Below are 12,599 nucleotides of genomic sequence, written 5' to 3' on the forward strand. Positions count from 1 at the left end.
CAAATGCAGCGCCAAAAGCTTAGCGGATTTTCTTTGCCGGATTGCCAGCATAAAAACCTGGCTCTTTAATATCTTTCGTAACCACAGCGCCTGCGCCAATCACTACATTGTCACAAATATTAACAGGCAGGATTGTGGCATTGCTGCCAATAGAAACATGATTGCCAATAGAAGTAGCCTGCCACTTTGAAGCGTCGCCGGCTGGTCTTCCTTCAGAAAATAAATCATTGATAAACATGACTCCATGTCCTATGAAACAATCACTGCCAATGGTTACCAGACTGCAAATAAAACTGTGAGACTGAATTTTACATCGCTCGCCAATGGTAACATTGGATTGTATTTCGGTAAATGGCCCTACTCTTGAATCGTGTCCAATAGTGCAGCCATAAATATTTACAGGGCCTACAATGGTTACATTTTTTCCAAACTGCACATCGCGCACAGAAGACTCTATTAAATTAAAAGTAGGTAACATAGCACTTAATTTTATTCAATTTAGTTCAATTACCGTGCCTGATATATGAGATTAATCAGTTCTATGGTATTTTTTGCTTCTTCAATACTGGTATAATAAGGAGCTTGATATTGCAGCGATTGTACCAAACTATTATACACACAATGATGATTGCGCATACTACCCTGGTAATTTCCGTAGTCGTTTGGTTGAGAAACTAACCGAAGCAATCCTGCTTCAGGCATATGATTTGTATTAGTGTTAGAAAAAATATTTTTTTGCAGTAATTGAATTCTATTCTTTAATGTGGAGTCATGAGTTGAATAATCCCATTCATTTAAATAAGCACCGCCAGCTTTGATCCTCCCTTTCTCACCAATTATTTCTATAGATCCTTCCCGGTTAAACATCGGCTCATTTATACTATACTCCATCTTCACACGAACACCATGATCAAAAACCAACTGCAGAACCCCCTCATCTTCAAACTCAATCAATCCTTCATGCATCCGATTATTAAAGCTGGCTTCTATTAATTTACCCTTGCCGAAAAACCAACATAAAAGATCAATAAAATGACTGTACTGCGTAAACAAAACGCCTCCGTCTAGCAATAAAGTTCCGTGCCAGCTATCTGTATAATAAGTTGCCGGTCTATGCCAGAAACATTTTACCAGCACCTGCTGTATTTTCCCCAATGCCTTTTCACATAACAAAGCATGTAACAATTGTACTGGTAGATTAAACCGGTTTTGCATAACCGTATAAATATTTTTATCCGCTTTACCAGCAGCTGCCTGCATACAGAGAATATCTTCTGCAACCAATGCAACAGGCTTTTCAATTAAAACATGGTATCCATTCTCTAATGCTTCAATAGCATGTTCAGCATGCAATCCATTGGGTGTTGCAATTACAACAATATCCATTTCAATTTTAGACGAATACAATTCTTCTGCACTGGTAAAAAACGGAACTCCATATTGAAGACCTGCTTGTTCTGCCTTAAGCGGATCAATATCTACTACAGCCATCAGTTTGCCAACACGGTTAATTTGCCTGACATGCTCAGCGGCAATTCTGCCACAACCAATCATGGCAAAATGAAGATGTTGATTCATTACTCAATTAATCATTAATCAAATAAACTGGCTGCTTTTACCAGACTTTCCGGCTTGCCTACATCAAGCAATAATGCACCCGTATGATCAAATGCATAAATGTCTTCTTTAGCACAGAGATCAAGGTAAATATCTACCATGGAGAATTTTCCATCTCTGTTTATTTTCTGAAACAGTTCTGTTTGCACCACATGCAATCCACTGAAAGCCCGTTTAAATAAACCCTCTGTATGTAATCCTTCCGGCTTTACCTCACCTGTGGTACTATTGGTCCATCCTTTTAACTTACTGTCCGATCCAAATAAAAAGTACCTGGATGATTCTCTTTGTGATACGGCCAGGGTTACCAATGCATTGGTTTTCCTGTGCTGCAATATCATCTGGTCCAATTGCAGATTGGTTAATATATCTGCATTCAGAATAACAATATTTTCTTCTCCAGCAAAAAGTGGTGCGGCTTTTTTTAAACCACCCCCTGTTTCCAATACCTTATCCGTTTCGTCGGAAATAGTTACAGCAGAACCCCATCCGCGGTTTTGCTCAATCGCTTCAATAATCTGATCCGCAAAATGATGCACATTCACCACCACATCCGTTATTCCATATTCCTGCAGGTATAAAATATTTCTTTGCAACAAACTTTTTCCGTTCACCATGGCAAGGGCCTTGGGATGATGGTCGGTCCAGGGTTTTAACCGGGTACCCAATCCTGCTGCAAAAATCATTGCTTTCATAACATCATTTATTTTACCCAGTTTTCACGATTGGTATGCGTTAATATCACTTTCACTTTATACTTGTTTCTCAGGTGTCTGGCTGTTTGTTCTGCAGCATACACGCTTCTGTGCTGACCACCTGTACATCCGAAGTTAATCATCAGATTGGCAAAATCCCTGTTGAGATAATCTTCTACCGTAATGTCGATTAAGTCCCAGACACTGTTTAAAAACTTACCCATTCGGGTTCGCTGCTCTAAAAAATCCTGTACGGGTTTGTCTAGTCCGCTTTGCTTCTTGTATTCATCAAATCGGCCCGGGTTTAAAATACCACGCATATCAAACATGAAGCCACCTCCATTCTCTGTTTCATCATGGGGCAAGCCACGCTTATAACTGAAACTATTAATAGTAATCACCAACGGCGTTTTTTCATTGGCCTGTGGCGCTACAAACTTATTAATCATGCTGTCTTCTACCACCAGCTTCAGCACGCGATCAAATTCTGGGGTTACAATTCCCACTCTTTTGTGCTCAATAAAAAATTTCAGGTTATGCAATGCCAGCGGTATACTAGCCAGGAAATGGGCTTTGCGCTCAAACAAGCCTCTGAATCCATATGCACCCAGTACCTGCAATAAACGAATCAATACATACCCATTGTACTGGCTTACAAAAGTGATTCTGTCTACCGGTTCAGGTAATAAAGGATCTACCTGATCCATATAATATTCCAGCAATTGGTCTTTCCATTCCTCACTTAGTTCTGCTTTTGCCTGCCATAACAAAGACGCCACATCGTACTGTAATGCACCTTGCATGCCTCCCTGGTAATCGATAAAATGCACCCGGTCATTTTGTACAATAATATTCCTGCTCTGAAAATCGCGGAACATAAAATACTTATTCTGCGTACGGGTTAAGTAAGTACTCAATGCATCAAAATCGTCAAGCATGGCCTGCTTATCGTAAGGCAGTTGAAGGGTGTCTAAAAAATAATATTTGAAATACAGGAGATCGCTCAGAATGGCTTGCTTGCCGAATTCCTTGGCTGTTAAACACCAGTTATAATCTAATCCCTGATGACCCAGCACCTGCACACGTGCCAGTTCTTTCAGGCTTTGCTGAAAAAGCTGGTATACATATTCACCGTGTCCGTTTGCCTCCAGTTTATTCAACAGCGATTCGGTTCCCAGATCTTCCTGCAAATAAATAGTGTTGGTATCGTTCACGGCTAAAATAGCCGGAACGGGAAGTCCCGCTTTTTTAAAATGCTGACTGAAGTACACAAAAGTGGCCGTTTCCCTGGTGTTGATATTGTATGTGGCGATATAGGTATTGGTGGCGCTATACACCCTGAAATAAACGCGGTCACTACCGCTTTGTGGTAATTTTTCTATTCTGTCCGGTGTCAGCTGTAAAGCCTGCTGACAAAGTAGTCCTATTGCTTCAATGATGGATTCCATGAATGGTCTTCGTTTCAACGAAAATAAAACTAAGAATCCAAAGCAAGGGCATCCATCAGGGTTTTAAAGCAAATACGTTTACCTGCCTGTATTGTTCCTGCCCGAATGGTTTGCGCAATAACACCAGTTCGGTAATGGTATAGCCTGGCGAATGGCAGAGCAACTGGTGCTGAATAGCCGGCCTTAGATTAAAATACATTTCTCTGCACTGGTAACTGCTGATAAACTGACTCACTACTTTCAATTCAGTCGCCAGCTGTGCAAAAGCACCCTGATCGGCCAGACACAATTGCAGCTGACCAGTGTCTTCCTGTATCTGCTGATGAACCTGTACTGTAAACACCGATTTGTTACTGATGATACGGCGCATCCAGCGAATAATGGTTTCTTCCATTTGCTCCGTAGCTTCAAAAACAGCTATTTCAAAAGGATAAGCCATTAGCAAATATTGCTCCCTTTCACTGGCCATCAGTGGCTGTTGATCCCTGGGTAAAACATATCCTTCCTGCATAAACAAAAATTAGATTGATAATTATTTTAGTATAAATTTACTAAATAATTTAGTAAGTAAAAAATCATTTTATGGACGGGGAAATCGGGTATGGGGCCGCCTACAAGGGCTCCAAGCGGTATTCGCAGTGGGAAGTTCCTACGGCCAATGCCACCGGATTCGGGGCTGCTGCCGACGATTATATGGAGCGCGGCATAGACCTGAACGAACAACTGGTGCACAATAAACCAGCTACTTTTTTCTTTCGGATGAACAGTGATGCCATGACGGGCGCAGGTATTTTCAGCGGAGACACTTTAATTGTAGACCGTAGTATTAAACCTGTGAGCGGTAAAATCATCATTGCCATTTTAGACGGAGAATTGCTGGTTCGGCGCTTGCATAAAAATTTTAACCAGTTAACCCTGGTGGCAGAGAACAAAAAATTCGCAGACATTCCTTTAACCGGGGGCTTCGATGAACGGGCCCAGGTATGGGGAGTCGTTACGTATTCTATTCACGCAGTATGAAGAAGCTTTGTGTTATTATTACTGTACTTGCCTAAAGATGTTTATGATTGGAATAATTGACTGCAATAGTTTTTACTGTTCCTGCGAAAGGCTTTTTTTACCTGCCCTGCACAATGCACCCGTGGTGGTGCTAAGCAATAACGACGGATGCATTGTGTCGCGCAGCGACGAAGCCAAGCAGGCGGGGATTGCCATGGGTATCCCTTATTTTCAGGCAAAGGAACTCATTCAACAAAAGGGTGTTCATACTTTTTCTTCTAACTATAATTTATATGGGGATTTAAGCTGGCGCGTGATGGAAACCCTGCGTCAATGCCTTCCCGCCGGTGCGGTAGAAGTTTACTCCGTTGACGAGTGCTTTGTAACCCTCAGTCATATTGAGCCCGATCAGTTAGAGACGTTTTCGCTCCACCTGAAAAATACAGTGGAACAATGGACCGGCATTAAAGTCTCCATTGGCGTTGCCGCTACCAAGGTATTGAGTAAGGTAGCCAACCGGCTGGCGAAAAAAAACAAGCAGGCTACCAATTGTATTATGGTATTGAACACACCCGAAAAAGTGGCCACTGCATTGCAGCAAACAGCAGTAGAAGATATCTGGGGCGTGGGCCGTCAGTATGCGGAGAAATTGCGTAAATACAATATCAATACAGCTTTCGACCTGCGCAGTATGCCGGAAGCCTGGGTGCAGAAAAACCTGGGTGGTGTAGTAGGACAGCGGCTCTTAAGAGAATTGAACGGTGTACAAAGTATTGAAATGAAAGATCCCTTGCTGAATAAAAAAATGATTGCCACTACCCGCATGTTCGGAAAAAATGTAACCAGCAAGGAACAGATTAAAGAAGCCATTGCCACTTATATTACCAGGGCAACTGAAAAATTAAGAAGGCAACAAAGTGCCGCTTCGGTCATTTATATTTTTGTTATTCCCAAACAGGAAAGAACAGAAGGCAGATTCAGACATGGCAATAGCGTAGGCACTTATGTGCATTTGCCCTATGCTACTTCTGCTACACACTTGCTTATTAAACCCGCCGTAGCAGCAGTGGATCAGCTTTTTGAGGAAGGCGCTGTATACAAAAAAGCAGGAGTAATTCTGAGCGGCCTTGTACCCGATGAATCGGTACAGGGCAATTTATTTACCGATGCTGTTCCGCAACAAAACAGAAAACTGATGAGTGCCATTGACAATATCAATTTTGCCATGCGCAACGATATTGTACAATTTGCCGCAGCAGGCACCAAACGCAATTGGAAAATGCGACAGGAACTGCGAAGCCCGCGCTATACTTCAAGATGGGATGAATTGCGGAAAGTCATGTAAAGTTCAGCATTGTTAACGCTGCTGTAGTATACTGAAAACTTATTGCACCGGGAACTTGGTAAACAATGTCTGTATTCCTTTGTCTGCAAAGCTTTTGAGCTTGGTGCTGTCGTCTGGCAATGATCCCTTAAGGGTTGCTGTCCAGAGCATATGATTTTTTACTGCATCTACCACATGCAATGTTATGGCACCTCTTCTGTAAAGACCTACTTCAATTTCTTCTGACTTCCATTTGTAATTTCGCTGGCCCATATAACGCATCATGCCATCCTGGGGCCAGGTGGTTTCGCGGGTTTGTACTTCCAGTTTAACCGCTACGCCAATATTCACGAACAGATCAGGATTTTTATCTACCAGCGTAAAACGACGCTGTTCCATCTCTTGGGCAATTTCCTTTTTTAAATACGCCATGCGCTCATTAAACCGATCCGAAATGGTATCTCCATAAGCAGTTACTTCGTAAAAAGCAAAGGTTTTGTAGTTGCTGAAATTGGCGTCGGGCGCAGTAGCTACGTCTAGAATTCGTGGACTGGCGCAGGAAAACAAAAAGGCAGTGAATAGACTAATAATGAAATACTTCATGCCAGGTATTTTGTAAAGGGTTAAAAGATTATATCAAAATTACCTTAAATATTTTTAATTCTTTGGGGCTGATGAAATCCAAAACAAATGGTTTCTCGTAAGTAAAAATAAAAACTATGAGAAATTACAAACTATTCGCAACCGTCTTTGCCGCAACGGCTATTTTTGCTTCTTGCAAAAAGTCAGATTCTGCACCTGAAGCACAGGTAGTAAAAGAAATCATGGTATCGCTGGCTGCAGCCAATGAAAACCCGCAACCAACCGGAAGAACAGAAAGAGGAATGGCTACTATTAAAGTATATAGCGACAATTCCATTACAATGGATGCCTCTGTTACAGGATTGGCTTCAGGAGACAATTTAACCATGGCACATATTCACGCCGGAGATCCGGTAACCAATGGCCCTGTGGTATTAGACTTTATGCCCGCTTTTACCGGCAGTATGGTTAAAGCAAGTGTAAAGGGAGTAAGAGCATCTTTCATAGATAGTTTAAAAGCAGGAACAGCAGAATTATATGTAAATATCCACTCTATGCAAGTACCTTCTGGTATTGTAAGAGGACAATTATTTAATGAAGTGAATTTTGCAGCCAGTGTAGCATTGTCAGGTATTAATGAAGTACCGGCTGTAACTACTACCGCAACAGGAACGGCATTGATCAGAATTACTACAGACAACAAATTGTATACTAAAGTAACCGTTAACAATTTGGAGTCGAGTGATGCCTTGAGTGCCGCACATATTCATACAGGTGCTGCGGGAATTAATGGTGGGGTATTAATAGGCATCTGTGAATCGGCTGCTGATTTTGGAATGACAAAAATCTTTTCACCCAGTATGGCTATTTTGAATTCAATTAAAAATGACGCGCTTTATGTAAATGTACACTCCAGTATGAGACCATCTGGCGTAATCAGAGGTCAGATCAGATAAATATTTTTTTTAATAGTAAACAGTCAATCAGGGGCCTGGTTGGCTGTTTTTTATTGAAAAACGGTGTTCCTCTCCAGATCCGGAGTTGTTAGTTCAAAAAATAACCGCCAAAATTGTTCAGAGACCTTAATTTTGCAGAATTCTTAGAAAAAATGAACCCTACTCTGAACTCCAACGAATCAATCCCCTCCAAAAAGAAAAAAATCATTGTTTTAGGTAGCGGCCCCAACCGCATTGGACAGGGAATTGAATTTGATTACTGTTGTGTACACGGTCTTCTGGCCATTAAGGAATGCGGATACGAAGCCATTATGGTGAACTGTAACCCTGAAACGGTTTCCACAGATTTCGACATGGCAGACAAATTGTATTTCGAGCCGGTATTCTGGGAGCATCTTTGGGAAATCATTGAATTGGAAAAACCAGACGGAATTATTGTTCAGCTGGGCGGACAAACTGCATTGAAACTGGCGAAGCGTTTACACGAAAAAGGTATTCCCATTGTGGGCACTTCTTTCGAGAACATGGACATAGCAGAAGACAGAGGCCGTTTCAGTGATTTATTAAAAGAACTGAATATTCCTTATCCAGAATATGGTACCGCTTATAATGCAGATGAAGCAATTGAAGTGGCTAATAAAGTAGGGTACCCTGTATTGGTAAGACCCAGCTATGTAATTGGCGGACAAAGGATGAGAATTGTAATCAACGACGAAGAAGTTGAAAAGGCCGTTATCAGTTTATTAAAACATATTCCCGGTAATAAAATCCTGATTGACCATTTCCTTGACAGATGTCAGGAAGCAGAAGTAGATGCCATTTTTGATGGTGAGGAATTTCATATCATGGGAGTGATGGAACATATTGAACCTGCAGGTATTCACAGTGGGGACAGCAATGCGGTTTTACCTGCATTCAATCTTACTCCGCTGGTAATTGAAACCATGGAATTCTATGCAGAAAAAATTGCCCGTGCCTTAAATATCCGCGGCCTAATCAATATTCAGTTTGCCATTAAAGATGGTAAAGTGTATGTGATTGAAGCCAATCCACGAGCTTCCAGAACAACCCCATTCATTGCAAAAGCTTATCAGATTCCTTATTTGAATATTGCTACCAAAGTAATGTTGGGTGCTGCCAAATTATCGGAGTTTACCATGGAGAAAAAACTGGAAGGATACGCTATTAAAGAACCCGTATTCAGTTTTGAAAAATTCCCTGGCGTAAACAAAGAATTAGGACCAGAAATGAAGAGTACCGGAGAAGCCATCCGTTTTATTAAAGATCTCAGAGATCCTTATTTCAGAACACTCTACAAAGAACGTAGTATGAACCTGAGCAGATAAGGTATTAATACCCTTTTTGAAGGCCGCAGTAAAATACTGTGGCCTTTTTGTTTAGGTTTATTCCATGGCGAAAATTTATACATCGCAAAGCTGGTGGCAATTTCCCATGATTCGCATTACCCTTGCACTAATCATTGGAATATTGCTGGGCAAATATGTATTAGTTCCATATGGGTTGATTGGGACTGTCTTTACAGCGAGCTCCTTGCTTTGGGTTTTCAATCGCCGCGGAAGGCTTTTCGCATTTTTTAAACGACGATGGATAACTGGCTTGTCTGTACAGTTGCTTTTCATTTGTATAGGTTTACTACTATACAAGAAAAGTATACCCGCTGATATACGAATCAGTAATACGGCTATATTACTGGAAACTCCGGTAAAAAAAGCCAATAGCTATCAGGCAGTGGCAGCTATGCATCAGACAAAACTGCTGATCTATTTTAATGTGCATATTCCTGTTGATTCTCTCAATGAGGGTGTGGAAATTCAGCTATTTAAAAAACCAGCCACTATTTTATCCGTCACCAATCCAGGTGGATTCAATTTTAAACAATACGCTGCTACTCAGCAGATTTTCCATCAGGTATATCTAACTAAAAAAGATTATCATATCATCAGCCAGCATACTCTTTCTATCACAGGTTCATTACTGCAAAAAGCAAAAAACTATGTTTTGAAAACTTTGCATCAATATATTAAAAACAACAGAGAAAGAGGTGTTGCAGAAGCATTGCTGATTGGTTATAAAGCCCATCTGGACAAGACATTAATGAATGCCTACAGCAATACAGGCGTGATTCATATTATTGCCATCAGCGGTTTACACCTGGGTATGATTTACAGTTTATTGTTATTGCTTTTCAAGCCTTTTGCAAGGTTCAGGCAACTTAAGTTTGTCAGAACCTTTTGCATCTTATTTTTTTTATGGGGATTTGCAATGTTGACCGGGGCAGGGGCTTCCGTATTAAGAGCTGCTGTTATGTTCAGTTTTCTCTTACTGGGAGAGCAGCAGAACAGGCCTCACCATCAACTGAACAGTCTGGCAGGTTCCGCTTTTTGTTTACTCATTTTTAAACCCGCATTCCTTTGGGATATCGGCTTTCAGCTTTCTTATGCGGCTGTTCTTGGCATTCTTTTTTTTGCAAGGCCAATTGAGAAAAGTCTTTATCTCAAAAATAAATTCCTGCAAATGAGCTGGCAAATGGGCAGTATTACACTCGCAGCACAAATGCTTACTTTGCCTTTGTTGTTGTATTATTTTCACAGTTTTCCCAATTTGTTTCTGATAGCTAACTGGATTGCAGTTCCCGTTTCCGGACTCATTTTATACCTGCTAATTGGCTTGCTATTGGTTGCCCCTTTTTCGTTTATTGCCATTCCATTGGGGGGCTGTATTGACTGGCTGTTATTGCAATTGAATCAGTTGATACAAAAAACAGCTTCACTCCCCTTTGCCCTTACAGAATACATTCAAATCAATGGCTGGCAAATGCTTTTGATTTTTGTTTGTCTGATTGCATTGTATCAGTGGCTGTTGCATAAAAACAAACAGTACTTTTTTTTAGCTGCTGGATCTTTTTTGCTTATTCTAGGTATACATTCAATAGATTGCCTGAACTATAGTCGACAAAAAAAACTAATCGTCTATCATGCGCCCAAACTTAGTGCCATGGATATCATGGAGGGATTAGGGCACCAGTTTGTAGGAGACTCGGCAGTTGTATTCAATCCTGTTTTAATGAATCAGGTAGTAAAACCTGGCAGAACTTTATACAGGGCAGGAAAACCCATCAAACCTGTTTCTGTTGAATTAAAAAAACCTTTTATAATAAGCAGCAACAAAGTGGTTCTGGTAACCGGGCCACAACTTCCTTTTCCCGATTTAAGCACAATACCGAACCTACACCTGATCATCGTAACCGATGGTTACGCAGTTCCACTGAAAGCAATTGCAAAGTATTTTCCTGCGTCCCTGCTGGTTTTTGATAGCAGTAACCCATTGTGGAAAATACAAAAATGGAAAAAAGAAGCAGAGCGCTTACATTTGCGCCATTATTCGGTGCCTGAAAAAGGTGCTTTTGAATACAATCTCTAACTTTTGCCCCATTAACTGCCCAAGGGCTGAAAGCAAAACATATGCAAAAAAAAATTCAATCTGCGCTCATCTCCGTCTTTTATAAGGACGGCCTGGAACCCATTGCCCGTCAGCTTCAGAAGCTGGGAATTACTATTTATTCTACCGGAGGAACCCAGACTTTTCTGGAAAATCTGGGCATTGCCTGCGTACCTGTTGAAAGCCTGACTACTTATCCGTCTATTTTGGGTGGCAGGGTTAAAACACTTCATCCGGTTGTATTCGGAGGCATTTTAGGCAGAAGATATGAAGCACAGGATTTGCAGGAAATGCAGGAATATAAAATTCCTGAGATTGATCTGGTAATTGTAGACCTGTATCCCTTTGAGGAAACATTGCGCAGCACCAGTGAAGAAAAACTGATTATTGAAAAAATTGATATCGGCGGACCTTCCATGATCAGAGCGGCAGCTAAGAATTTTAAAGACGTTACTGTTATTGCGGCAAAAGACAGTTACGCAGATTTAGAAAAATTATTGATTAATCAGGAAGGAAGCACCACCATAGAACAAAGAAGAGCTTTTGCTGCTAAAGCTTTTGAAATAGTTATGCATTACGATATTGCCATCAGTAATTACTTCAATCCGGGTGAAGAAAAAGTACTGCGCTATGGAGAAAATCCACACCAGCACGCAAAATTTGTTGGAGATTTATCCGGCGTGTTTGCACAACTGAACGGCAAGGAACTTTCTTATAATAACCTGGTAGATGTGGACGCTGCTGTTCAGCTTATTGCAGATTTCAGTGACTATCAGGAATCCGTATTTGCTATTATCAAACATACCAATGTATGTGGTGTTGCGGCAAGACCCACAGTAAAATCAGCATGGGATGCAGCATTGGCCGGAGATCCCGAAAGTGCTTTCGGGGGTGTATTGGTTTGTAATAAAACTATTGATGCAGCAACAGCGGAGGCCATCAATGAAATATTCTTTGAAGTATTGGTAGCGCCATCTTACGAAGAAGCGGCATTGACTATTTTAAAAACCAAGAAAAACAGGATTTTACTACAGCTTCTCAAAAAAGATTTCAAAACTGCTTCCATGCAAAAAAGTATTCTGAATGGTACATTAATTCAGGATACCGATGAAGGCAATTTTGAGAAATGGGAAGAAGTAGGTGCGAGAGCCTGCACTGATACAGAAAAGGAAAATCTTTCTTTTGCCAATATTATTTGCAAACACCTGAAGAGTAATGCCATTGCATTAGTAAAAGATAAGCAGTTGGTAGGAAAGGGATGTGGACAGACCAGTAGAATTGATTCCCTTCGTCAGGCAATTGAAAAAGCCAGACAATTCAACTTCGATTTAAAGGGTGCGGTGCTGGCTTCCGATGCCTTTTTCCCTTTTAATGATTGTGTACAGATTGCACATGCTGCAGGCATGGAAGCATTTATTCAACCCGGTGGTTCTGTAAGAGACAAGGACAGTGTTGAGTATTGTGTAACCAACGGTCTTGCGATGGTAATGACCGGTACCAGACATTTTAAACATTAATT

12 protein-coding genes are annotated in these 12,599 nt (G+C 41.0%); 6 read left to right on the plus strand and 6 right to left on the minus strand.

The window, feature by feature from the left end:
- Positions 1–19 precede the first annotated feature (19 nt).
- The 5 genes from P767_RS19060 to P767_RS0109490 are packed head-to-tail and all read right to left on the minus strand — an operon-like array spanning position 20 to position 4,271.
- Positions 20–478, minus strand: coding sequence for an acyltransferase (locus P767_RS19060; protein ID WP_026764308.1), 459 nt, complete (start codon positions 476–478; stop codon positions 20–22).
- Positions 479–507: 29 nt separating this feature from the next.
- On the minus strand, positions 508–1,578 hold the full coding sequence (locus P767_RS0109475) for a Gfo/Idh/MocA family protein (protein ID WP_026764309.1): 1,071 nt from the start codon (positions 1,576–1,578) through the stop codon (positions 508–510).
- Between the two features lie 14 nt (positions 1,579–1,592).
- Positions 1,593–2,312, minus strand: a complete 720-nt coding sequence (locus tag P767_RS0109480; protein ID WP_026764310.1) for a nucleotidyltransferase family protein — start codon at positions 2,310–2,312, stop codon at positions 1,593–1,595.
- 8 nt (positions 2,313–2,320) lie between these two features.
- The gene (locus P767_RS0109485) at positions 2,321–3,760 is read right to left on the minus strand and encodes a RapZ C-terminal domain-containing protein (RefSeq protein ID WP_026764311.1); all 1,440 of its coding nucleotides are present in this window, start codon (positions 3,758–3,760) and stop codon (positions 2,321–2,323) included.
- 55 nt (positions 3,761–3,815) lie between these two features.
- Positions 3,816–4,271, minus strand: coding sequence for a hypothetical protein (locus P767_RS0109490; RefSeq protein WP_026764312.1), 456 nt, complete (start codon positions 4,269–4,271; stop codon positions 3,816–3,818).
- Between the two features lie 71 nt (positions 4,272–4,342).
- Here P767_RS0109490 and P767_RS0109495 point away from each other — a divergent pair, with 71 nt between their 5' ends.
- Both P767_RS0109495 and P767_RS0109500 read left to right on the plus strand, forming a co-directional pair.
- Positions 4,343–4,780, plus strand: coding sequence for a LexA family protein (locus tag P767_RS0109495; protein WP_026764313.1), 438 nt, complete (start codon positions 4,343–4,345; stop codon positions 4,778–4,780).
- 43 nt (positions 4,781–4,823) lie between these two features.
- Positions 4,824–6,104 (plus strand): Y-family DNA polymerase, encoded by a 1,281-nt coding sequence (locus P767_RS0109500; protein ID WP_026764314.1) that lies wholly within the window; start codon positions 4,824–4,826, stop codon positions 6,102–6,104.
- Between the two features lie 39 nt (positions 6,105–6,143).
- Here P767_RS0109500 and P767_RS17680 read toward each other — a convergent pair whose 3' ends face one another.
- The gene (locus tag P767_RS17680) at positions 6,144–6,686 is read right to left on the minus strand and encodes a DUF4136 domain-containing protein (RefSeq protein WP_051417271.1); all 543 of its coding nucleotides are present in this window, start codon (positions 6,684–6,686) and stop codon (positions 6,144–6,146) included.
- A 116-nt stretch (positions 6,687–6,802) separates the two neighbouring features.
- Here P767_RS17680 and P767_RS0109510 point away from each other — a divergent pair, with 116 nt between their 5' ends.
- From P767_RS0109510 to purH, 4 genes are all read left to right on the plus strand, one after another.
- Positions 6,803–7,621 (plus strand): CHRD domain-containing protein, encoded by an 819-nt coding sequence (locus P767_RS0109510; RefSeq protein ID WP_026764315.1) that lies wholly within the window; start codon positions 6,803–6,805, stop codon positions 7,619–7,621.
- A gap of 152 nt (positions 7,622–7,773) precedes the next feature.
- Positions 7,774–8,967: a carbamoyl phosphate synthase preATP-grasp domain-containing protein gene (locus tag P767_RS16640; RefSeq protein ID WP_084799900.1), complete on the plus strand. Its 1,194-nt coding sequence runs from the start codon at positions 7,774–7,776 to the stop codon at positions 8,965–8,967.
- 64 nt (positions 8,968–9,031) lie between these two features.
- Positions 9,032–11,062 (plus strand): ComEC/Rec2 family competence protein, encoded by a 2,031-nt coding sequence (locus P767_RS0109520; RefSeq protein ID WP_026764316.1) that lies wholly within the window; start codon positions 9,032–9,034, stop codon positions 11,060–11,062.
- Positions 11,063–11,103: 41 nt separating this feature from the next.
- A complete protein-coding gene (purH, locus tag P767_RS0109525; RefSeq protein ID WP_026764317.1) occupies positions 11,104–12,597 on the plus strand; it encodes a bifunctional phosphoribosylaminoimidazolecarboxamide formyltransferase/IMP cyclohydrolase in 1,494 nt (497 codons plus the stop codon).
- Positions 12,598–12,599: the final 2 nt, after the last annotated feature.

It is taken from the genome of Sediminibacterium salmoneum NBRC 103935 (genome assembly GCF_000511175.1).
GTDB classification, from domain to species: Bacteria; Bacteroidota; Bacteroidia; order Chitinophagales; family Chitinophagaceae; genus Sediminibacterium; species Sediminibacterium salmoneum.